The 26676-nt window shown below is 68.5% G+C and carries 1 protein-coding gene; it reads left to right on the forward strand.

Features of this window, described 5'->3' with window-relative positions; genetic code table 11:
• The first annotated feature begins 72 nt into the window (after positions 1-72).
• Positions 73-26670: a non-ribosomal peptide synthase/polyketide synthase gene (locus tag CJ177_RS28180; RefSeq protein ID WP_095869130.1), complete on the forward strand. Its 26598-nt coding sequence runs from the start codon at positions 73-75 to the stop codon at positions 26668-26670.
• The last annotated feature ends 6 nt before the right edge of the window (positions 26671-26676 follow it).

Genomic DNA, 26676 nt, shown 5'->3' on the forward strand with positions numbered 1-26676 from the left:
GCATTCGCGAGCCAGGATCAGGACGCGGTCACGCTGTGAGCGGTCGGGGATACCTTATGGGGAGGAACCGCCGTGAAGCCCGTCGACACGCGGAAGCCGGTTACACACGATTCGGGCGCGGTGCCCTTCCCGCTGTCTGCGGCGCAGCGTGCCACCTGGTTCGCGCAGCAACTCGACCCCGCGGTGCCGATCTCGGTAGCGCACTATGTGGAGCTGGACGGCGACCTCGACATCGACCTGTTGCGACGGGAGACCATCGCGGTGGCCCGCGAGTTCCAGTCGCCGTTCCTCAAGGTCGTCGAGGTCGACGGCCGGCCGATGCAGTACGTGGATCATGCCACCGACACGTCCATCGCCTTCATCGACTTTCGCGGTGAGGACGATCCGGTCGCCGCAGCGCACGAATGGATGGACCGGGACTACCAGGCCCCACTAGATCTCGACACGGATCGACTGTTCGAGACCTCGATCCTGTGCGTGGGAGAGTCGCACTACCTGTGGTACAGCCGCATTCACCACGTCGCGCTCGACGGATACGGCGCCATGACGCTGATCAACCGCATCGCGCACCGGTACTCGGCCTCGGTGGCCGGTCGCGAACCGGATCCGAGTCGAGCCGCGACCCTGCATGAGTTGTACGACGTCGACGCCCGCTACCGGTCCTCCGACCGCTTCGTGGCCGATCGGGAGTACTGGGCGAAGCGAGTCGAGGCAGTCGACGGATCGACCCTGGCCGACGCGCCCGCGCCCGCACTCGCCAGGAGCAAGGTCGAGAGTGCCCTGCTGTCCGAGGCGGCCGTTTCCGGAATCCACAACGCCGACAGTCAGGCAAACGCCACCGCGGCAGTCACGATCATCGCCGCCTTCGCCTGCTACCTGTCGCGGATCACGGCGAAAACCGATGTCCTCGTGAATGTTCCGATGTCCGGCCGGACCACGTCGGTGCTGCGCAACTCCGGCGGCATGATGGTCAGCGTCGCACCGCTGCCGATCACGGTCGACGAGGAAGAGGCGGTCGCAGACCTCGTGTCGCGGGTCAGGCGAGAGCTGATGGGCGCGTTGCGGCATCAGCGGTGCAGTATCGAGGACATCCGCCGCGACGTGGGCACGGGCACTGGCGCCGAACTCCACGGCCCCATGGTCAACGTCATGCTGTTCCATCAGAACGTCCAGCTGGGCCCGCTGGTCGGCGAATACCACATCGTCACGTCGGGTCCGGTGGAAGATCTGCTGGTCAACGTGTACCCGAGCGGGACGCCGGCCGAGATCTTCGTCGATTTCCGGGCCAACCCGAACAGATACGAGGATTCGGCACTGCGACTGCATCACCGGCACTTCGTCGCACTGCTGGAAGAGTTCATCTCGGCCGACCCGCAGGCTCGCGTCGCGACGATTCACGAGGCCACGGCCCTCGACGGTGCGCGACGACGCCTCGAGGCGCACCAACTCGAGTACTGGAAGGATCAGCTGTCGGGGATGCCCGAAGTGCTGAATCTGCCGTCCGATCGGCCTCGCCCCGTCGCGCAAACCCGGGGGGAAGACCGCGTCGACGTTGCGATCGGTGCAGAGACACATGCCGGAGTGGTGACCCTGGCGCGGGAACACGACACCACCACGTTCTCGGTGCTGCACGCGGCCTTCACCGTTCTGCTGAGCCGGCTGTCGGGTGCCTCGGATGTGGCGATCGGAACGACGACCGCGATGCACGACGGCCGGAACCTCGTGGTGCTCCGCAACCGCGTCGAACCGGACACCTCCTTCACGCATCTCCTCAGCCACGTCCGCGACGTCGATCAGGAGGCGTTCGAGCACCGCGACGTTCCTTTCGAACAGGTGGTCCGGGCACTCGCGCTCAGCGATTCGCCCGCGTACTCGCCGATCGTCCAGGTCCTGTTCGAGTGCCGCGAGGGGGCGGAGACGTCCGGGCTCGGCCGATTCGACCTACGGGTGACCGCGGCCGAGGCCTTCGACGCCGATGGCATCCCGTCCGGCATCGCGGCGACACTCGGGTTCGCCACCGACCTGTTCGACCCCGGCACGGTACGCGGCCTCGGCGAACGGTTCCGCCGAATCCTGGAGGCGGTCACCGGCGACCCCGCACTCGCCGTCGGCGACATCGACATCCTGTCCGATACCGAACACGCGACCCTCGTTCCGGTCTCCGGCGTGCCGGGACGTCCGGGTCGGACGCTGCCCGAATTATTCTCAGCGGCAGCACGATCCAACCCTGCCGGTGTCGCGCTCTCGTATCGCGGTGTCGAGGTGACGTACCGAGAATTGGACGACCGCTCGAACCAGTTGGCACGCGTCCTCGCCGAACGCGGCATCGGGCCGGAGAACTTCGTGGCACTGGGCTTGACTCGCTCGATCGAGTCGGTGCTGTCGATGCTGGCGGTGGCCAAGTCTGGTGCGGCCTACGTGCCGGTGGACCCGAACTACCCGGCCGAACGAATCGAGCACATGCTCGACGATTCGGGCGCTGCCCTGGGGGTGACGGTGTCCGCCGTGCGTTCCCGGCTACCGGACGCCATTCCGTGGCTGGTGCTCGACGACGAAGAATTCCGGTCGCTCTGTGCGACGCATCCGGAAGCCGCCGTGACCGACACGGAGCGGACGCGGCCTCTCCGCGTGGAGAATCCGTCGTACGTGATCTACACGTCCGGTTCCACGGGCCGGCCCAAAGGCGTCGTGGTCACACACGGTGGCCTGGACGACTTCGCGGCCGAGCAGCGCACACGATCCGGTGCGACACGGACCTCTCGGATTCTGCACTTCTCCACCCCGAGTTTCGACGCGTCCGTCTCCGAGTACCTGCACGTGTTCGCCGCCGCCGCCACCATGGTGATCGTTCCGCCCACGATCTACGGCGGCGCCGAGTTGTCCCGCCTCCTGACGTCGGAACGGGTCACCCACGGATTCGTCACCACTGCCGCGCTCGGAACGGTCGAGCCGGACGGACTCGCCGACTTCCGGGACGTGGTGTTCGGTGGCGAGGCGTGCCCGCCGGAACTGGTGAAGCGGTGGGCGCCCGGTCGCAGATTGTGCAACGCGTACGGGCCCAGCGAGGCGACCGTCATGTCGAACATCAGTGCACCGTTGTCACCGGACGGAGCCATCACGTTGGGTGGTCCGCTCCGCGGATTCCACGAGGTCGTCCTCGATGCGCGGTTGAACCCGGTGCCGGTCGGCGTGGCCGGGGAGCTGTACGTCTCGGGCGACGCCCTCGCTCGCGGATATCACGGTAAATCAGCGTTGACGGCGGAACGGTTCGTGGCCAACCCCTTCGGCGGCCCCGGCGGCCGGATGTATCGCACCGGGGACGTGGTGCGGTGGCGCACCGACCGCACGCTGGAGTATCTGGGCCGCAGCGATTTCCAGGTGAAGGTACGCGGCTTCCGCATCGAGCTCGGTGAGATCGACACCGTCCTCCATACCCATCCGCGGGTGCGGACCGCGGTGACGATGCCGCGAACGGCACCGTCCGGCGACACGGTGCTCGTGTCGTACGTGCTGCCGGCAGCAGGGCAACAGCTGGCGCCTGCCGAGTTGATCGACTATGCCGCAGAGCAATTGCCGACGTACATGGTGCCGGCCGCGATCGTGATTCTGGACGTGATCCCGATGACACCGGTGGGGAAGCTCGATCGTGCGGCATTGCCGGCGCCGGAATTCCTCTCCACGGCCACCGAGTTCCGTGCGCCCGTCACTCCGGTGGAACGGGCCGTCGCGCGAGTGTTCGCCGACGTGCTGGGTGTGGAACGAATCGGCCTCGACGACAGCTTCTTCGACCTCGGCGGAAATTCACTGGTCGCCACGAAAGTGGTCGCGCGGGTCAACGCCGCACTCGGCGCCGACCTCGTGGTGCGGACCCTGTTCGAGGCGCCGACGGTGGAGGCATTGGCAGGATGGATCGAGGGTGCCCACGCGAGGCGCCCCGACCGCCCGGACCTGGTGGCGCAGACACGCCCCGACCGGATCCCGCTGTCGCTTGCCCAGCAACGTATGTGGTTCGTCAATCAGTACGACACCTCGTCGCCGGCCTACAACATTCCGATGGCGCTGCGACTGTCCGGAACTCTCGACGTGGAGGCGCTCCGGGCGACGGTGGCGGATGTCCTCGAACGACACGAATCGCTTCGCACGGTGTATCCGGCGTCTGTGGACGGACCGCATCAAGTGATCCTGTCACCGGGGGAGGTGATTCCGGATCTGGTTCCGACGGTCTGCGAAGACGAGGACGCAGTGCGCGCGCGGATCGCCGAGTCGACTGCTCAGGGGTTCGACGTGAGCACCGAGGTGCCCGTGCGTGGTGCCCTGTTCCGGACCGGCCACGACGAGCACGTCCTCATGCTGGTGGTGCACCACATTTCGGCGGACGGAGCGTCGCTGGCCCCGCTCGCCCATGACCTGATGGTGGCGTACTCGGCGCGGGTGCAGCAGCAGGCGCCCGACTGGCCGCCGCTCCCGGTGCAGTACGCCGACTACAGCCTGTGGCAGCGGGCGGCCCTCGGCAGTGACGAGAATCCCGGCAGCATGATGTCGGCGCAGGTGGAGTACTGGAAGCAGACGCTGTCCGGGCTCCCCGACGCGATGGATCTTCCATTGGACCGGCCGAGGCCCGCGGACAGAGCGCTCCGGGGCGGGATCGTCCGGTTCTCGGTGTCCGCGGAAGAGCATCGGGAACTTCTCCTCCTCGCTCGGCAACACAATTCCACGATGTTCATGGTGATGCATGCGGTGCTGGCGGTGGTGGCGGCGCGGCTCAGCGGTTCCGGAGACATCGCGATCGGGACGCCGATCGCCGGACGCGGCGAGGAGGCACTCGACGACGTGGTGGGGATGCTCGTCAATACTCTGGTCCTGCGGACCACCGTCGAACCCGCCGCGACGTTCGGCGAGGTGCTGTCCCGGGCGCGGGAAGCGGATCTGGCGGCGTTCGGTCACGCGGAAGTGCCGTTCGAGAGTGTGGTCGACGCAGTCGCACCGACCCGCTCGACCGCGTACTCACCGTTGTTCCAGGTTCTGCTGGAGTTCCAGAACACCGCCCCGGCGCACCTCGACCTGCCGGGACTGACGGTGGAGATCCTCGACGTCGATTCCGGTGTGTCCAAGTTCGATCTGCAGTTGACGCTCGCGGAGCGCTACGACGCGTCCGGAATGGCAGCAGGCATCGAGGCGTCGTTCACGTTCGCGTCGGACGTGTTCGATCCGGACACGGTCGTGGGATTCGGGGAGCGGTTCCTCCGGATTCTGGCGGGAGTGGTTGCGGATCCGGATGCGCCGGTCGGTGATGTGGAGGTTCTGGGGCCGGGTGAGCGGGAGTTGGTGGTGGGTTCGTGGAATGCGACGGGTCACCCGGTGCCCCACACCACCCTCGCCGACCTGCTCGACGTGCAGGTGGGGCGGACTCCGGACGTGGTCGCGGTGGTGTGCGGTGCGGTGGTGTTGTCGTATGGGGAGTTCGATGCGCGGGTGAATCGGCTGGCGCGGTTCCTGATCGCGGCCGGGGTGGGTCCGGAGTCGTCGGTGGGTGTGGCGGTGCGTCGTTCGGTGGAGATGCTGGTGGGGTTGTATGCGGTGGTGAAGGCGGGTGGGGCGTATGTCCCGATCGATCCGGATCAGCCTGCGGAGCGGGTGGGGTTTGTGGTGGCGACGGCGGATCCGGTGCTGGTGCTGACGACCTGCTCGGATCGGGTGGTGGTGCCTGCGGGTGTGCGGGTGGTGGAGTTGGATTCGGTGGATGTGTCGGGGTTTTCGGCCGGTCCGGTGGGGGATGGGGAGCGGTTGTCGCGGTTGCGTCCGGGTCATCTTGCGTATGTGATGTTCACGTCGGGGTCGACGGGTCGGCCGAAGGGTGTGGCGGTTCCGCACGAGGGTGTCGTGAATCGGTTGTTGTGGATGCAGGGGGAGTACGGGCTCGGCTCGGATGATGTGGTGTTGCAGAAGACGCCGGTGACGTTCGATGTGTCGGTGTGGGAGTTGTTCTGGCCGTTGATCGTCGGGGCGCGGTTGGTGGTCGCGGAGCCGGACGGGCACCGCGACCCGGCATATCTCGTGAACGTGATCTCCGAGAATAGAGTCACGACAGTGCATTTCGTTCCGTCGATGTTAGCCGTGTTCGCCGCGGAACCGGCGGTGACGCGATGCACGAGCCTGCGGCGGGTGTTCGCCTCGGGTGAAGCGTTGCCCGCGCAGGCGGCGTCGAGGATACGGGCACTGGTACCCGGCGCCCGGATCCACAACTTGTACGGTCCGACGGAGGCGTCGGTGGATGTGACGTTCCACGAGGTGGCGGATGCGGATCGGAGGGTGGTGCCGATCGGGGTGCCGGTGTGGAATACGCAGACGTTGGTGTTGGACGGGCGGTTGCGGCCGGTGCCGGTGGGGGTGGCGGGGGAGTTGTATCTCGGTGGTGTGCAGTTGGCGCGGGGGTATCGGGGGCGGCCGGATTTGACGGCGGATCGGTTCGTGGCGAATCCGTTCGGTGCGGGGTTGCGGTTGTATCGGACGGGGGATCGGGTTCGGTGGTTGCCGGGTGGGGAGTTGGAGTATTTGGGGCGTACGGATTTTCAGGTGAAGTTGCGGGGTCAGCGGATCGAGTTGGGGGAGATCGAGGCGGTGTTGTTGCGCCGGGAGGATGTGGCGCAGGCGGTGGTGGTGCTGCGCGGTGACGGGTCGTCGGGTGATTATCTGGCGGGGTATGTGGTGCCGGTGTCGGGGGCGGTGGTGGACGAGCGGGCGGTGCGGGAGTGGGCTGCGGTGGGGTTGCCGGGGTTCATGGTGCCGTCGGTGGTGGTGGTGCTGGCGGAGTTGCCGGTGACGGTGAACGGCAAGCTCGACCGCAAAGCCCTGCCCGAACCGGATTTCGGTAGCGCGACTGTGGGTTTCCTCGCTCCCCGAACCCCGATCGAGGGGATCGTGGCCGCCGTGTGCGCCGACCTGCTCGGTGTCCCGAGGGTAGGCGCGAACGACGACTTCTTCGCCCTCGGCGGAAACTCTCTGATCGCCACCAGGTTGGTCGCGCGGATCAATGCGGCCGTCGGGGACCGGATCGGTATTCGCGACGTGTTCGACGCCCCCACCGTGGCCGGTCTGGCGGCACTGGCCGAGTCGCAGGAGGGACTGGAGGCCCGACCACCACTGAAGCCCAGGGAAGGTACCGCGGAAGTCCCCGTGTCGCCGGCCCAGCAGCGGATGTGGTTCGTCAACCAGTTCGACACCTCCTCGTCCGCATACAACGTCGTGTTCGCGTTGAGGCTCGAGGGGCGGCTCGACGTGCGTGCTCTCCGGGCGGCGGTTGCCGACGTCATCGAACGGCACGAGGCCGTGCGGACGATCTTCCCGCTCACCGACGACGGGCCGCGCCAGGTGATCCTGCCCGCGGCGAGCGCGGTGCCCGACCTCGAACCGATCGCGGTGTCGGGGGAAGCCGAGTTCCGCGAACATTCGCGGAGAGTGCTGGCCGCAGGATTCGACGTGACGACGCAGGTGCCGTTGCGCGCACGACTGTTCAGCCTCGACGCGGACGTGCACGTGCTCGCGGTGGTGGTGCATCACATCGCGGCGGACGGCTTCTCGATGGCACCGCTGGCCCGCGACGTCATGGACGCGTACGTGTCCCGGGTGAACGGGTCGGCCCCGGAGTGGGCTCCGCTCGAGGTGCAGTACGCCGACTACGCGCTGTGGCAGCGCGAGTGGCTGGGATCGGAATCCGATGATAATTCGCCCATTTCGCGACAGCTGACGTATTGGACCACCACGCTGTCGGATCTGCCCGAAGTGCTGGAGTTGCCCACGGATCGTCCCCGTCCCACCGTCCGGTCGCTTCGCGGCGGCCACGTCGAGTTCGTGATCGGACCCGAGGTTCATGCCGGTGTGGTCAGGCTGGCACGGCAACACACCACGACGGTGTTCATGACGTTGCATGCCGCGTTGGCGGTCATGCTGGCACGCGTGAGCGGTGCGGACGACATCGCCGTCGGGACGCCGATCGCCGGTCGCGGCGAGCGCGAACTCGACGACGTGGTGGGCATGTTCGTCAACACCCTCGTCCTGCGCACCCACGTCGACGGCGGCGCCACATTCTCCGAGTTCCTGACCGGCGTTCGGGAAGCCGATCTGGGCGCCTTCACCCATGCGGACGTCCCGTTCGAACGGGTGGTGGAAGTCCTGAGTCCTTCCCGGGTGACGGCATACGCGCCGCTCTTCCAAGTGATGCTGGAGTTCCAGGACATCGAGCGCCCCACCGTGGAATTGCCGGATCTGCAGGTCCGGAACATCGACCTCGAGATCGACACCGTCAACTTCGATCTGCAGTTGACGCTGGCCGAGAACGTCGATGCCGACGGCAACCCGACCGGCATTGCCGCGGGGCTGGGCTACGCGACCGATCTCTTCGACGAGGACACGGTGCTCGGTTTCGCGGAACGACTCGTGCGCATTCTCGAGGCGGTCACGGCAGACCCCGGCGCCCGGGTCGGAGACATCGACATTCTCGGACCGCTGGAGCGTGCCGTACTGTCCCCGGTGGCGGGCGGTGCGGCGGTAGCAGCACGGACACTGCCGGATCTGATGGTCGAGGCGGCCGCGAACGATCCGGAGGCCCCGGCGTTGGTCTTCGACGGGCGTGTCGTGCGCTACGGGGACCTCGACAGGCGATCGAACCAGTTGGCCCGCATGTTGATCGAGCGCGGCGTCGGCCCGGAATCCGTCGTCGCACTGTGTGTGCCGCGGTCCGTCGAATCCGTCCTGGCCGTCTGGGCGGTGGCCAAGTCGGGGGCCGCGTTCCTTCCGGTGGATCCGGACCATCCGGCCGCACGGATCGAATTCATGCTCACGGACTCCGGCGCCGTGTGGGGTGTGTCGGGCTCGACGCAACGCGGCGCACTTCCGGACGCGGTGCCGTGGCTGGTGATGGGTGACCCGGCCTTCGAGGACAAGCTGTCACACTATCCGTCGTCGCCGGTCACCGATGACGAGCGGATTTCGACGATTCGGATCGACAATCCCGCCTACCTCATCTACACCTCGGGGTCGACCGGCAGGCCCAAAGGTGTGATCACCACGCACCGCGGTCTCGCCGCCTTCGCCACCCAGGAGAGGGAGACGTTCGGCACGACACCCGGATCCAGAACGCTGCACTTCGCATCGCCGAGCTTCGACGCGTCCGTTCTCGAACTGCTGCTGGCGGTCGGCGCGGCAGCCACGATGGTGATCGCACCGCCGTCCGTCTACGGTGGTGCCGAATTGGGGCAGTTGCTGGAATCCGAGCGGGTCACGCACTGCTTCGTCACTCCGGGCGCGCTCGCGTCGGTCGATCCCGACGGTCTCACCGCCCTCGAGTGCGTGGTCACGGGCGGCGAGGCGTGTCCGCCCGAACTGGTCGAACGGTGGGCGCCGGGCCGTCGCATGTTCGACGCGTACGGTCCGACCGAGTCGACCGTCGTGTCGAGCATCAGCGACGAACTGGTGCCGGGGGCTCCGGTCACGATCGGCACGCCCACGCGTGGTTTCGCCGAGGTTGTGCTGGACTCGCGACTGCACCCGGTGCCTGCCGGTGTCGCAGGGGAGTTGTATCTCGCAGGTCCCGCCCTCGCACGCGGGTACCGCCGGCGGTTCCGACTGACCGCCGAACGCTTCGTCGCCGACCCCTTCGGCCCGCCCGGAAGCCGGATGTATCGCACCGGCGACCGGGCGCGCTGGCTTCCCGACGGTCAGTTGGAGTACCTCGGGCGCACCGATTCCCAGGTGAAGATCCGGGGCTTCCGCATCGAACTCGGTGAGGTCGAGTCGGCGTTGCTCGCCCACGACTCCGTGGCCCACGCGGTCGCGAGCGTGTGGAACGGCGACGGCGGCGGCGATCGGCTGATCGGGTACCTGGTGCCCGCACCGGATGCGACGGTCGATTCGAGGGCTGTCCTCGACTTCGTCGGGGGCAGGTTGGCGTCGTACATGGTGCCGGCGGCGCTGGTGACACTCGAATCGCTTCCCCTGACGGTGCACGGAAAGCTCAACCGCACAGCGCTTCCGGCTCCCGACTTTGCGGGTTCCGGGAGTCGGCCGCCGCACACCGAGACCGAGGAGCTTCTCGCCGGACTGTTCGAGGAGGTGCTCGGACTGGACTCGGTGGGCGTGGACGACTCGTTCTTCGCCCTCGGCGGCGACAGCATCATGTCGATACAGTTCGTGGCCCGTGCACGAGCCGCCGGTGTGATCCTCTCTCCCCGCGACGTGTTCGACCACCGAACGGTCGCCGGTCTCGCCGCGGTGGCGCGATTCGACAGCGACGGCGCAGTGGCTCTCGACGAGCTGCCGGGCGGTGGCGTCGGCCCCCTGCCGCTGACACCCGTCGCGCGGTGGACGTTCGAGCGCAGTGACGGTCGGCTCGACAGGTTCTCTCAGGCGCTGTTGCTGGCGGCCCCCGCCGGCCTCACCCACGAGGTTCTCGTCCGCGCCGTCGAGGCGGTACTGGACCGGCACGACCTGCTCCGCGCACGTGTGTCCGCGGACGGCATGGACGTGCTGCCGGCGGGCTCGGTGCCCGCGGATGCACTGGTCCGTCGGGTGCCGGTCGACACGGTGACGGGAGACGACTTCACCGCACTCGCGACCACGGCACTCGATGCTGCGGCCGACCACCTGGACCCCGCCGCGGCCCGCATGGTGCGGGTGGTCTGGTTCGACGTCCCAGGCGACGTCGGCCGACTGCTCGTGGTGGTGCACCACCTCGTGGTCGACGGTGTCTCCTGGCGCATCCTCGTCGCGGATCTCGCGTCGGCGTGCAGCCAACTCCAGGCCGGTCTCACCCCGGAGCTGCCGGCAGTCGGAACGTCGATGCGGCGGTGGTCGCACGGCCTGTCCGATGCGGCGCGGCACCGGACCGGCGAACTGGCCTCGTGGAAGAAGATCCTCGACGGACCGGACCCGCTGATCGGTTCGCGCCCAGTGGATCCCGCGATCGACGTCGACGCGACCGTCGGCACCGTCAGGGTCGACGTGACGTCGTCGGTGACCGGCGCCCTGCTCACCACGCTTCCGGACGCGTTCCACGGGAGCGTGGGCGACGGGTTGCTCGCCGCGGTCACGCTGGCACTGATCGCCTGGCGACGGGAACGTGACGTCGTCGTGTCGGACGCGCTGATCACCCTCGAGGGGCACGGCCGCGAAGAGCAGGTCGTCTCCGGCGCGGACCTGTCGCGTACCGTCGGCTGGTTCACCACGGTGTATCCGGCGCGGTTGGATCTCACCGGAATCGACGTCGACGACGCGATGGCAGGTGGTGTCGCGGCAGGGCAGGCGGTCAAGGCCGTCAAGGAGCAGTTGCTCGCGATCCCGGATCACGGGATCGGCTTCGGACTACTGCGCTACCTGGACGACGAGACGGCGGAGTCCCTCAGCCGATTCCCGGCTCCGCAAGTGAGTTTCAACTACCTCGGCCGAGTGACCACCACGGACGGAGCCGCGGACTGGCTGCCGGTGGAGAGCACGCTCGGCGGCACTCGGAATTCCGACATGCCCGTCGCATCCGTGATCGACGTCAACGCCGTCGTCTCCGACAGTCCAGAGGGACCCCGTCTGATGGCGTCGTTCGCATTTCCGACCGGGGTCCTCCGCGAGGCCGAGGTCGCGGCGTTTGCGGATCTGTGGCGCAGAGCCCTCGACGGACTTGCCGCGCACGCATCACGACCGGATGCGGGCGGGCTGACGCCGTCCGACGTTCCGCTGGTGTCGGCGAACCAGCAGCAGATCGAGCGCTGGGAAGAGCGTTTCCCGGCACTGCGGGACGTGTGGTCGCTGTCTCCACTGCAGTCCGGATTGCTGTTCCATGCTTCCCTGGCCGCGGAGTCGATGGACGTCTACACCGCGCAACTGCGCATCGACCTCGAGGGTGCGGTGGACGCCGAACGTCTGCGCGCCGCCGCGGCAGGGCTGCTGGCCCGCCACCCCAGCCTGCGGACCGCGTTCGTCTACGACGACGGGATGCCCGCGCAACTGGTGATCGACACGGTGAACGTGCCGTGGCGGGAAGTGGATCTCACCGTCGAGGGGTCGGCCCCCGACACGGAACTCGAGCGCCTGCTCGACGAGGACCGCAGTGCCCGATTCGACCTCGCCCGGCCGCCTCTGCTCCGTCTGACCCTGTTCCGCACCGCACCGGGACGCTTCGTGCTGGCGGTCACGAATCACCACATCATCCTGGACGGCTGGTCGATGCCGTTGCTGGTGCGGGAACTGCTGGTTCGTTATGCCGCCCACGGCGACCCGGCCGGACTGCCGGAGCCGCCTTCGTATCGCACGTATCTGGAATGGGTGGCGAACCGGGACGCGGAGGCGTCGGCGCGAGCCTGGGAACGAGCGCTCGACGGTGTCGAGGAGCCGACGCTGGTGGCGCCGCACGCATCTGCGGCGCTCTACGGTGTGCCCCACGAACTCGACGTCGAACTGCCCGCCCCGCTACGGAGCGGACTCGCCACGGCGGCGGAGTGCGCCGGCGTCACCATGAACACGGTGATCCAGGCGGCGTGGGGGATGCTGTTGTCCCGGTTGCTCTCCCGCGACGACGTGGTCTTCGGTGTCACCGTGTCCGGTCGTCCGCCGCAGCTGTCCGGTGTCGAGAACATGCTGGGACTGTTCATCAACACGGTGCCCGTGCGAGTACGGGTGAACCCGGACGAGAGTGTCGCGCGGCTGCTCGCCCGCCTGCAGGACGAGCAGACGTCCCTGCTCGACCACCATCACCTCGGCCTCGGCGAAATTCAGTCGCGGGTGGGTCTGGGCAATCTGTTCGACACGCTGTCGGTGTTCGAGTCGTTCCCGATCGACACGTCCGGGCTGGACGAGAACACCGACATCGGGGGCATGCGGGTGACCGGTCTCGATGCCCGCGACGCCACGCACTATCCGCTCACTCTGCTGTCGATCCTCGAACCGCAGCTGCGATTGAGTCTGCGCTACCAACCGGGAGCCGTCGACCGAGACGAAGCCGGAGCGCTCGCCGACCGCCTCGTCCGGATTCTGGTGACGATCGCCGGCGGCGTGGACACCGCGGTCGGTGATGTGGAGGTTCTGGGGCCGGGTGAGCGGGAGTTGGTGGTGGGTTCGTGGAATGCGACGGGTCACCCGGTGCCCCACACCACCCTCGCCGACCTGCTCGACGTGCAGGTGGGGCGGACTCCGGACGTGGTCGCGGTGGTGTGCGGTGCGGTGGTGTTGTCGTATGGGGAGTTCGATGCGCGGGTGAATCGGCTGGCGCGGTTCCTGATCGCGGCCGGGGTGGGTCCGGAGTCGTCGGTGGGTGTGGCGGTGCGTCGTTCGGTGGAGATGCTGGTGGGGTTGTATGCGGTGGTGAAGGCGGGTGGGGCGTATGTCCCGATCGATCCGGATCAGCCTGCGGAGCGGGTGGGGTTTGTGGTGGCGACGGCGGATCCGGTGCTGGTGCTGACGACCTGCTCGGATCGGGTGGTGGTGCCTGCGGGTGTGCGGGTGGTGGAGTTGGATTCGGTGGATGTGTCGGGGTTTTCGGCCGGTCCGGTGGGGGATGGGGAGCGGTTGTCGCGGTTGCGTCCGGGTCATCTTGCGTATGTGATGTTCACGTCGGGGTCGACGGGTCGGCCGAAGGGTGTGGCGGTTCCGCACGAGGGTGTCGTGAATCGGTTGTTGTGGATGCAGGGGGAGTACGGGCTCGGCTCGGATGATGTGGTGTTGCAGAAGACGCCGGTGACGTTCGATGTGTCGGTGTGGGAGTTGTTCTGGCCGTTGATCGTCGGGGCGCGGTTGGTGGTCGCGGAGTCGGACGGGCACCGCGACCCGGTGTGCCTCGAGCGGGTGATCCGGGAAGAATCGGTCACCACTGTGCATTTCGTGCCGTCGATGCTCGAGGTGTTTCTGGCGGGGGCGAATGTGGAGGGGTGTGGTGCGCTGCGCCGGGTGTTCACCAGCGGTGAGGCGTTGCCGTCGGCAACGGCGGCACGTCTGCTGCGGGTGAGTGCGGCGGAGTTGCACAACTTGTACGGTCCGACGGAGGCGTCGGTGGATGTGACGTTCCACGAGGTGACGGATGCGGATCGGAGGGTGGTGCCGATCGGGGTGCCGGTGTGGAATACGCAGACGTTGGTGCTGGACGGGCGGTTGCGGCCGGTGCCGGTGGGGGTGGCGGGGGAGTTGTATCTCGGTGGTGTGCAGTTGGCGCGGGGGTATCGGGGGCGGCCGGATTTGACGGCGGATCGGTTCGTGGCGAATCCGTTCGGTGCGGGGTTGCGGTTGTATCGGACGGGGGATCGGGTTCGGTGGTTGCCGGGTGGGGAGTTGGAGTATTTGGGGCGTACGGATTTTCAGGTGAAGTTGCGGGGTCAGCGGATCGAGTTGGGGGAGATCGAGGCGGTGTTGTTGCGCCGGGAGGATGTGGCGCAGGCGGTGGTGGTGCTGCGCGGTGACGGGTCGTCGGGTGATTATCTGGCGGGGTATGTGGTGCCGGTGTCGGGGGCGGTGGTGGACGAGCGGGCGGTGCGGGAGTGGGCTGCGGTGGGGTTGCCGGGGTTCATGGTGCCGTCGGTGGTGGTGGTGCTGGCGGAGTTGCCGGTGACGGTGAACGGCAAACTCGACCGCAAAGCCCTGCCCCAACCGGAATTCGGCACGCGCACGGTCGGATACCGCGGGCCCACCACACCCGCGGAGGAAGCGGTCGCCACGGCCTTCGCCGCCGTCCTCGGTGTCGACCGCGTCGGGGCCGACGACAGCTTCTTCGATCTCGGTGGAGACTCGCTCAGTGCCACCCGAGCGGTGGGACGCATCAACAGCGCGCTGGACACGAGTCTGGGTGTCGCGGCGTTGTTCGACGCACCCGTGGTGTCCGATCTGGCCGTCCGGATCGACTCGGACGTGATGACGAGTTCGGCCTTCCCGGCGCTCACCGCTACGGCGCGGCCCGAGCGGATTCCCCTATCCCTCGCGCAGCAGCGCATGTGGTTCGTCAACCAGTTCGACACCTCCTCACCGGCCTACAACATCCCGATCGCCCTGCACTTGGACGGGGTAGTGGACCTGGCTGCACTACGAGCGGCACTCGGCGACGTCATGGAACGCCACGAGTCGCTGCGGACCGTGTTTCCCGGTTCCGCCGACGGACCCCGGCAGGTGATCGTCGACTCCACGCTCGCGACCCCCGACCTCGATCCGGTCCCGGTTGCCGAAGGAGCCCTTCACGACTCGCTCACCGCATTCCTCGGCGTGGGATTCGACGTCACCGAGGACCTTCCGATCCGGGTGAGGCTGTGGACACTCACTCCCGAGCGGCACGTCCTCGCCCTCGTCGCGCACCACATCGCGGCCGACGGCTTCTCGATGGCGCCGCTGGCGCGGGACGTGATGCTCGCCTACACCGCCCGGGCACAGCAGCAGGCACCCAGCTGGGCGCCGTTGCCCGTGCAGTACGCCGACTACAGCCTGTGGCAGCGACAGGCTCTGGGCACCGAAGACCAGCCCGATTCGATGATGTCCGGTCAGCTCGGGTACTGGGTCCGGACGTTGTCGGACATCCCGGACGTGCTGCCATTGCCCCTGGACCGGCCACGACCCGTCCAGCGGTCCTTCCTCGGGGCCGTCGTCCCGTTCGACATTCCGCCATCCGTTCACGGAGCTCTGGCCGATCTTGCACGACAGTATAATTCGACGCTGTTCATGGTGGTGCACGCCGCGCTGGCCGTGCTGCTGGAGAGGGTGTCGGGATCGGACGACGTGGTAGTGGGAACCCCGATCGCGGGCCGGGGCCACGCGGCACTCGACGACGTCGTGGGGATGTTCGTCAACACGCTGGTGCTCCGCACACCGGTGGCGCCAGGATCGTCGTTCGCCGACCTGCTCACCGCCGTGCGGTCGGTGGACCTCGGCGCGTTCGAGCACGCAGACCTTCCCTTCGAGCGGCTGGTGGACGAACTCGCACCCGAGCGGTCGACCGCGCACTCACCCCTGTTCCAGGTGTTGCTCGAATTCCAGAACGCCACCCGAACCCACCTGGAACTGCCCGGGTTGACCGCCCGGTCGCTCGACGTCGATCTGGACGTCGCGAAGTTCGATCTGCAGCTGAGCCTGGTGGAGCGGGTCGACGAGCAGGGCGTGCCTGCCGGGATCAGCGCCGGCCTCCGCTACGCGACCGACGTGTTGGATCGCGAGTCGGTGGAGAGTTTCGCGGAGCGCTTCGTGCGGGTGATCGCGGCCGTGACCACCGACCCGGCCGCGCCCGTCGGGGACGTCGACATCCTCCACGCGCCCGAACGCGAGCTCCTGCTCACCGCCCGACATCGGCCGGGGACCGATGTCCCACCGCTGTCGCTCGTGGATGCGTTCGATCGCATGGTGGCATCCGCGGGCGATGCCGTCGCGGTGCGCTGCGACGACGCGTCGGTGACGTATCGCGAGCTCGACGACCGGGCCAACCGGCTCGCGAGACTGCTGGTGGAACAGGGGGCAGCCGCGGAAAACCTGGTGGCGGTGGGGATGACGCGGTCGATCGACCTCGTCGTGGCAGTGCTGGCGGTGGTGAAGTCGGGTGCCGGGTACCTTCCGGTGGACGTGGCCTCTCCTGGCGAGCGGTTGGCCTTCCTGCTCGGCGACGCCCGGCCGAAGTGTGTGCTCACCACGACCGCGGACGCCGGGACCTTCCGCGGCGCCGGGGTTCCGGTGGTTGTTGTGGACGACCCCGAGACAGTGACCGCGCTGCAGCGGCTGTCGTCGCTGCCGGTGACCGACGCCGACCGCCGTGCTCCGCTGCACCTGGACTCGGTGGCGTACGTGATCTACACGTCCGGTTCCACCGGGCAGCCGAAGGGCGTGCAGGTCTCGCACCGCAATGTGATCACGTTGCTGGCGAACACCCAGACGCTGTTCGGATTCGGACCGGCCGACGTGTGGACCATGTTCCATTCCGCCGCGTTCGACTTCTCGGTGTGGGAAATGTGGGGAGCGCTCGCGCACGGTGGCCGGCTGGTGCTGGTGGACTACTTCACGGCGCGCTCACCCGCGAAGTTCCTCGAACTTCTGCGCGACGAAACAGTCACGGTCGTGAATCAAACCCCCACCGCCTTCTACCAATTGGCGGAGGCGGATCGTCTCGCCGGTGGCCCCGGCCTGTCGTTGCGGTACGTCATCTTCGGCGGGGAGGCCCTCGAGTTCGGCCAGTTGCGGCGCTGGTACGCACGCCGGGGCGACACCGCGCCGGTCCTGGTCAACATGTACGGCATCACGGAAACGACCGTGCACGTCAGCCACCTGCCGATCGCCCGGGACCTCGTCGAGGAGGAGCCCGCATCGATGATCGGCCGGGGACTGCCCGGACTGCGCGTGTACGTGCTCGACGGACGACTGCATCCGGTGCCGCCGGGCGTGGTCGGGGAGATGTACGTCTCCGGGGCTCAGGTCGCACGTGGCTATCTCGGCCGGCCGGCCCTCACGTCCGGCCGATTCGTCGCCGACCCCTTCACTCCCGGGGCCCGGATGTACCGGTCCGGTGACCTGGGCAGGTGGAACGCACGCGGACAGCTGGAGTACCTCGGCCGCAACGACCTCCAGGTGCAGGTGAAGGGCTACCGGATCGAACTCGGTGAGGTGGAATCGGCGCTGCTCGCGTGCGAGGGGGTGGCGCAGTCTGCCGTGACGGCACGCGGGGACCGGTTGGTGGGGTACGTGGTGCCGGAGACCGGTGTCGCGATCGACCCGGCGGCGATCGTCGATGCGGCCGCGGAGCGATTGGCGTCGCATATGGTGCCGGCCGCTGTGGTGGTTCTCGACGAGATGCCGCGGACGGTGAACGGCAAACTCGATCGGAAAGCGCTGCCCGAACCGGACTTCGGACAGCGAGTGACCGTGAGCCGCGGTCCGGTCACCGAGACGGAACGTACCCTCGTGGACCTGTTCGCGGAGGTCCTCGGCCTCGACTCGGTGGGGGTCGACGACTCGTTCTTCGCCCTCGGCGGGGATTCGATCATGTCCATCCAGCTGGTCACCCGCGCCAAGGCCGCCGGGATACTGATCTCGCCACGCGAGGTGTTCGAACGCAAAACCGTTGCCGGGCTGGCCGCGACGGCCGGAACGGATGTCGGGACGGTGGTTCTCGACGAGCTGCCCGGGGGCGGGATCGGCGAGATTCCGCTGACTCCGATCGTGCGGTGGATGCTCGCCCGAGGTGGGGATTTCCGCCGCTACTCGCAGTCCGCACTGTTCACGCTGCCCGCCACGGTGGACGACGACACCCTGACGGCGGCGCTGGAGGCCGTGCTGGATCGGCACGATCTGTTGCGGGCGCGGTTGTACCGCACGTCCCGCACCGAAGACGGCTGGTCGATGGAGGTGCAGGCCGAAGGATCGGTGCGGGCGGCGAGCGTTCTCCGCCGGGGCCGGACGGACGATGTCGGCGCCGAACTCGACAGTGCCCTCGATCGGCTGGACCCGGAGTCGGGCGTGATGATGCAGGCGGTCTGGCTGGGCGGGGGCGACCATCCGGGGCGCGTGCTGATCGCCGTCCATCATCTGGCGATGGACGGCGTGTCCTGGCGGATCCTGATCCCCGACCTCGCGGCGGTGTGCGCGCAACTGCAGTCCGGCGCGGCACCGGCGCTCGAGCCACCGGGGACGTCGATGCGCCGGTGGGCGCACGCCCTCGCCGACGCCGCGCGTGAACCCCAGCGCACCGCCGAGGTCGAACTGTGGCAGGGAATGCTGAACGCGCCCGACCCGCTGCTGGGGGCGCGCCCGGTGACCGTGTCGGACACCGCTGCGACCGCCGCGCACTTCGCGGTACGCGTTTCTGCCCCGTTGACCGAGACGCTCCTGACAACCGTGCCGCGGGCCTTCCACGCCGGTGTGGGAGATGCGCTGCTGATGGCACTGACCATGGCGCTGACGAGTTGGCGGCGACGGCGTGGGATCGAACTCCCCGGCGCGCTGGTGGGTCTCGAGGGGCACGGTCGTGAGGAGCAGGTGGTGCCGGGCGCAGATCTCGCGCGCACGATCGGCTGGTTCACCACCCTCTTTCCGGTGCGACTCGATCTGAGCGGGGTGGACCTCGACGACGCGTTCGCCGCGGGCCCGTCCGTGGGGGTCGCGATGAAGACCGTGAAGGAGCAACTCCTCGTCGTTCCCGACCACGGCATCGGTTTCGGACTTCTCCGGTACCTGAACGACGATACGGCGCAGGTTCTTTCGCCGCTGCCGATGCCCCAGGTCAGCTTCAACTATCTCGGCAGAATGGGCCGGACCGCCACGGAGACCGACGAGGGGTGGGTGCCGGTCGAGGAACCGGGACTGCGCGAGAAGTCGGCGGTGCCCGTCGCGGCCGTCGTCGACGTCAACGCGATGACCGTCGACTCGGGCGACGGCCCCCAGCTGAACTCCACGTGGACGTACCCGCCGGGCGTCCTCACCCACGAGGAGGTCGCGGAACTCGCGCAGCTGTGGCTGCAGGCGCTCGCCGCTCTCGGCACGCATGTGGAGTCGGGTGGCGGCGGGTTCACGCCGTCGGATCTCGATCTCGTCGAACTTCGACAGGATGCGATCGAGGACCTCGAACACGCCTGTCCGGACCTGACGGACGTGTGGCCGCTGTCGCCACTGCAGTCCGGCATGCTCTTCCACTCCGAACTCGCCGACGACTCCCTCGACGCCTACCTGGTGCAGGTGAGCCTCGAACTCGAGGGCGCCGTGGATCCGCCTCGACTGCGCCGCGCGGCCGATGCCCTGCTGGACCGGCACACCAATCTGCGCGCCTGCTTCCGGCACGACGCCGACGGCAACGCCGTTCAGGTGATCCGCCGAAGGGTGGAGGCGCCCTGGTGCGAGGTCGATCTCACGGCTCTCGACGAGGACGCTGCGGCGTCCGAGGTCGCGCGACTGCTGGCCGAGGACCGGGTCCGCCCGTTCGACCTGACGCGTGCCCCGCTCATCCGGTTCATGCTGATCGCGACCGCGCCGAACCGCTACCGGCTGGTGTCGACGAACCACCACATCCTCCTCGACGGCTGGTCGATGCCGTTGCTGGTCCGGGAGTTGCTGACGCTGTATGCCACCGACGCGGACCCGTCGCCGCTGCCCCGCGTCCGCGGGTACCGCGACTACCTGGCGTGGATGAGCCGCCGAGATCAGGGCGCCTCCGGTGAGGTGTGGGCTCGGGCCCTCGCCGGGGTGGACGGACCGACGTTGCTGGCCCGCTCGGATCTGGGACGGCGGCTGTCCACGATGTCCGACGAGTTCGTCTTCGACCTGGACGAGGACCACACCACCCGCCTGCGTGACGTCGCGCGTTCGCGGGGACTCACCGTCAACACACTCGTTCAGGTCTCGTGGGGGATTGTGCTGGGTACGTTGACCGCCCGAGACGACGTGCTGTTCGGCACCACCGTCTCGGGGCGGCCCCCCGAACTGGCCGGCATCGAGACGATGGTCGGACTGTTCATCAACACACTGCCCGTCCGGGTGAGGCTGCGCCCCGACGACACGGTGGGCGCCCTGCTGGAACGGGTGCAGGCCGAGCAGGCGGCGTTGCTGGATCACCACTACCTCGGGCTGGCCGAGATTCAGAGTGCCGCCGGGCCGGAGGTCGGATTCGACACGTTGACGGTGTTCGAGTCGTACCCCGTCGACCGCGCCGGGCTCTCCACCCAGACCGACATCGCCGGAATGCGCGTCGCCGGAGTGGACGCGCGAGATGCGGCCCACTATCCGCTGAGTCTCGTGGCATCCGTCGACGCTCGTCTGCGCCTGAAGTTCGAGTACCTCCCGGACGTCTTCGACGCGGACACCATCGACGACATCGCCGGACGCGTGCTGCGAGTGCTCGACGCGTGCACTCGTCCGGACCAGCCGCTGGCCGCGCTGTCGCTGCTGACCGACCGGGAGCGCGCCGACCTGGTGCCGGTCCGCGGCGGTCCGGGCGGGTCGACCCGCACGCTGCCGCAGATCCTCGAAGAGGGGGCCGCGCTCGATCCGGGCGCGATCGCACTGTCCTCCGAGGAGGGCGACGTGCGCTACGGCGATCTGGACGAGCGGTCGAATCGCCTCGCGCGCGCACTCATCGCGCGTGGGGCGGGCCCGGAGACGTTCGTGGCCATCGGGATACCGCGGTCCCTCGACTCGGTGCTGTCGATGTGGGCGGTGGCGAAGACCGGTGCGGCATTCGTGCCGATCGATCCGAACTACCCCGACGAGCGCATCACTCACATGCTCGTCGATTCCGGAGTCACCCTCGGTGTGACCACGACCGAACACCGAGACCGGCTCCCGGGCACCGCACACTGGCTGATCCTGGACGAGCCCGGCTTCGCGACCGAGTGCGCCGAGCGGTCAGGGGCACCCGTGACCGATGTCGACCGGAGCGGTCCGGTCACGCTGGACACCGCCGTGTACGCCGTCTACACGTCTGGGTCCACGGGTGTGCCCAAGGGCGTGGTGGTCACCCATCGCGGACTGGACAACTTCGCTCTCGACCAGCTCGAACGTTTCGGTGCGACACCGCAGTCCCGGACTCTGCACTTCTCCACACCGAGTTTCGACGGGTCGGTGTTCGAGTACCTGCAGGCCTTCGGTGCCGGCGCGACGATGGTGATCGCGCCGCCCACCGTGTTCGGTGGCGACGAACTCGCGCGGCTGCTGGCCGACCGGAGCGTGACCCACGCCTTCATCACCACCGCTGCGTTGGCGTCACTCGATCCGGCCGGGCTGGCGCAGCTCACGGACCTGGTGTTCGGCGGCGAGGCCTGCCCGCCCGAACTCGTCGCCCGCTGGGCGCCGGGCCGCCGGCTGTACAACGCGTACGGACCGACCGAGACGACGATCATGTCCAACATCAGCGAGCCGATGGCCCCCGGGCACCCGATCACCATCGGCGGGCCGATCCGCGGGGTGACGGAACTGGTGCTCGACTCCCGGCTGCAACCGGTCCCTGTGGGGGTTCCGGGCGAGTTGTATCTCGCCGGGGCCGGCCTGGCCCGCGGCTACCACCGCCGACCGGCACTCACCGCCGAGCGGTTCGTCGCCGACCCCGTCCGTCCCGGGGAGAGGATGTATCGCACCGGCGACATCGTGCGGTGGACGGCAGACCACAGCATCGAGTACGTGGGCCGCACCGACTTCCAGGTGAAGGTGCGCGGTTTCCGCATCGAACTCGGCGAGATCGACTCCACCCTCATGTCGGAACCGGACGTCGGATTCGCCGCCACTCTCGCGCATCGCGGTCCTGCGGGGGACACCCTGCTGGTGTCGTACGTCGTTCCGGCGTCGGGTCGGTCCCTCGACACGGCGGTACTCACCCGGCACCTGGCGGACCGTCTGCCGTCCCACATGGTGCCCACCTCGATCACGGTGCTGGATCGCATTCCACTGACGGCGGTCGGCAAGCTGGACCGCACGGCACTGCCCGAGCCCGACCTGCTCTCCGGGACGGGGCACGACCGGGTGCCGGTCGGTCCGATCGAGGAAACGGTGGCCGGCGTCTTCGCGGACGTACTCGGACTGGGGCGTGTCGGCGCCGACGCCGGTTTCTTCGACATCGGCGGCAACTCCCTGAGCGCCACCCGGGTGATGGCGCGGCTGCGAGCGTTGCTCGGCACCGAGTGTGGGGTGCGTGATCTGTTCGAGGCGCCCACGGTCGCCGCGCTGGCGGCACGGATCGAGCACGCCGGTGCGGAGCAGTCCGGACGACCGGTGCTCGCGGCCCGCACCCGGCCAGAGGACATTCCGCTGTCGTTCGCGCAGCAGCGGATGTGGTTCGTCAACCAGCTCGACACCACCTCCGCCGCCTACAACATTCCGATCGTGGTGACACTCAGCGGGGACCTCGATGTGGGAGCACTGAATTCGGCGCTCACCGATGTCGTCGCCCGGCACGAGTCGCTGCGTACGATGTTCCCGGTCCGCGGCGACTGGCCGGTTCAGCAGATCCTGCCCGCCGCGGGTGCGGTGCCCGCACTGATCCCCGGCACCGTCTCGGACGAGCAGTTGCGGGAGGAACTGACCCGGCTGGTCTCGGCGGGTTTCGATGTCACCGTGAGACTTCCGCTGCGGGTCGGGCTGTATTCACTGAGCGCCACCGAGCATGTACTCGCCGTGGTGGTGCACCACATCTCGGCAGACGGGTTCTCGATGGTCCCGTTGGTGCGCGATGTGATGACGGCGTACGGCGCCCGCGTCTCGGGCGGCGCGCCCGACTGGGCACCCCTGCCGGTGCAGTACGCCGATTACGCCCTGTGGCAACGGGAGTCGCTGGGTTCGGACGACGACCCCCAGTCGTTGATTTCGCGGCAACTCGACTACTGGACGACCGCGCTGGCCGGCGCCCCCGATCTCCTGGAACTCCCCACGGATCGGGATCGGCCGTCCCAGCAGTCCTTCCGCGGCGAGCGCATCCACTTCTCCATCGACAGCGACCTTCACCGGCGCATCCGGGAGTTGTCGCGACGGCTCGGCTCCACCGAATTCATGACCGTGCATGCCGCCCTCGCGTTGTTGCTCAGCCGCCTCGGTGGAACCCCGGACGTCGCCGTCGGCACCCCGATCGCCGGCCGGGGAGAGCCCGCACTCGACGATCTGGTGGGCATGTTCGTGGGCACTCTCGCACTGCGCACGCAGGTGGACGCGGCCGAGTCGTTCACCGCCCTGGCCGCGCACTGTCGCGACGTCGACCTCGGCGCCTTCGCGCATGCCGACGTTCCGTTCGAGCGGGTGGTGGAGGCGGTCGGGCCGACCCGATCGACGGCGTATGCGCCGCTCGTCCAGGTCTCGCTGGAATTCCAGAACAACGAGCGGCCGGTCCTGACGTTGCCGGGACTGGAAGTTCGTGGAATCGATCCCGGGCTCGCCGTGGTCAAGGTGGATCTCGAATTCCTCCTGGCGGAGGAGTTCGACGCGAACGGTGCGCCCGCGGGGATGGACGGCGCCGTCGACTTCGCCGCCGATCTCTTCGACTCCGACACGGTCCGCGGCTTCGCCGACCGCTTCGTGCGGATCCTCGACGCCGTCACCGTGAGCCCCGACCGGCCGATCGGCGACCTTCCCCTCCTCGACGAGGCGGAGTTGCGGGCGATGGCCCCTGCCCGCGGCGCGCCGGAGGTGCGTCCCGAGCTGTGGCCCGACCTGCTGACGGCCGCCGCCGCGCTCGACCCGGACTCGGTGGCCCTGTCCTTCGAGGACCGGCGCGTGACCTACCGCCAACTCGACGAGTGGTCCAACCGGGTGGCCCGGGTTCTCCGCGGCCGCGGAGTGGGACCGGAGACGTTCGTGGCTGTCGGCATGCCCCGGTCGATCGAGTCGGTGATCTCGATCTGGTCGACCACCAAGACGGGCGCGGCGTTCGTGCCCGTCGACCCCACCTACCCGCGCGACCGTATCGAGTACATGCTCACCGATTGCCGGGCTGCGCTCGGCCTCACCGTGAGAAGTCGCCGGAGCACCCTGCCCGACACCGTTCCGTGGCTGATCCTCGACGACGAGGACTTCGCCGCGCAGGTGGCGGACGTGTCGCCGGCACCGATCACCGACGAGGATCGGACGACTCCGTTGCACCTCGCCCACCCGGCCTATCTCATCTACACGTCGGGGTCCACCGGAAGACCGAAGGGCGTGACCGTCACCCACCGGGGCATGGCCGATTTCACCGCGGAGACGCACGAACGGTTCCAGGTCACGCACGAGTCCCGGGTCTCGCAGTTGGCGTCCCCGAGCTTCGACGCGTCGGTGTTCGAGCTGATGATGGCGTTCAGTGCGTCGGCGCGCGTCGTGATCGTGCCGCCTGCCGTCGTCGGGGGCAGCGAACTGGCGGATCTGTTCCGTCGCGAGCAGGTGACCCACGCGACCATCACGCCGACCGCGCTGGCGGCCCTCGACAACGACGGACTCGATTCGCTCCGGGTCCTGGATCTGGTGGGCGAGGCGTGCCCGCCGGAAGTGGTGGCGCGGTGGGCGCCGGGGCGGAGCCTGCACAGCGGGTACGGGCCCACGGAGACCACGATCCAGGCGAGTGTCAGCGCCGCGATGCGACCAGGTGAGGGTGTGAACATCGGTTCACCCGCACGGGGTTTCGCGTTCCTGGTCCTCGACGAGCGGCTGCAGCCGGTCCCGGTCGGCGTGCCGGGCGAGTTGTACATCGCCGGACCGGGTATGGCACGCGGGTACCACAACCGGTCGGCGCTCACCTCGGAACGATTCGTCGCCTGCAATTTCGGGGAACCGGGCACCCGGATGTACCGGACCGGCGACGTGGTGCGCTGGCAGAAGTCGGCGAGCGCAGCGACGGGGAATGTCGCACGCGACAGCACACTCGAGTACATCGGGCGCAGCGACTTCCAGGTGAAGGTCCGTGGTTTCCGCATCGAACTCGGGGAGATCGACGCCGTGCTCGCCCGTCACCCGGCGGTTGCCTTCGCCGCCACCATCGGCCACACCGGCCCGTCCGGTGACACCGTGCTCGCCTCGTACGTGCGGGTTCAGGACGGACAGGAGGTGGAGCCCGCGGGGCTGCGCACCTACGCGTCCGAGCGCCTGCCCACCCACATGGTGCCGTCCGCGGTGGTCGTTCTCGATCGGATACCGATGACCCCGGTGGGCAAACTCGACCGGAAGGCGTTGCCCGCCCCGGAATTCGGCTCGACCGGTGCGGCGTTCCGGGCACCGGCCACGGACAACGAGCGCATCGTCGTGGACGCCTTCGCGGAGGTTCTCGGGGTGGACCGGGTGGGCACCGCGGACAGCTTCTTCGATCTCGGCGGAAATTCGCTCCTCGCCACCAGGATCGTCAGCGCCCTGCAGGCCGCGCTGGACCGGCGGGTTCCGCTGCAGTGGATGTTCCTCGACCCGACACCGGCGGGGATCGCCCGCCGCCTCGACCTTCCACACCGGAGCGCCGGTATGGAAGAGGCACTCGCCGTGGTGATTCCGCTGCGTGCGCAGGGAAGCGGGCGACCGCTGTTCTGCGTGCATCCGGGCATCGGCCTGTCCTGGGGGTACGCAGGTCTGGTGCAGTATCTCCCTCCCGACCGGCCCGCATACGGACTGCAGCTGCCCACGATCAGCGGTGACGGCGACTACCGGACGATCGAGCAACTGGCCCATCGATACGTCGAGGAGATGCAGGCCATCCAGCCCACCGGCCCGTACGACCTGCTCGGCTGGTCCCTCGGCGGGGTCATCGCGCACGCCATGGCCGTCGAACTGCAGAGGGCCGGCGAAGAAGTCGCGACACTCGCTGTCATGGACAGCTACCCCGTGGGCGGCGAGGACCCGCTGGTCGGCAGGCTGGAGATCCGGGACCTCCTGCGCGGGCTGGGACTCCAGACCGAGGGAGACGGTGAGATGACCTACGAGCACGCGGCCCGCTTGATCGACGAGTCGTTCGGGACCGAGACCGGAGTGCGAGGGCACGACCTCGAACGGATCACCGCGGGATACGAGAATTCGAGGTGGCTCGCCCACCACTTCGTGCCGCGGGTCTACGACGGGGACCTGCTCATCTTCCCCGCCAGGCACGACGGGAACGGCGCGACCCGTGCGCGGTCGGCGGACGAGTGGCGGCCGCTCGTGACCGGCCGGATCGACGAGCGGCCCGTGGACTGCGGGCACAACGAGATGATCGAGCCGCAGTCCCTCGCCGTCATCGGGCCGGTCCTCTCGCGCGCGCTCTCCGAACGGCCGTGAATCGGG

The sequence above is a fragment of the Rhodococcus sp. ACPA1 genome, from assembly GCF_002300195.1.
Classification (GTDB): Bacteria; Actinomycetota; Actinomycetes; order Mycobacteriales; family Mycobacteriaceae; genus Rhodococcus_F; species Rhodococcus_F opacus.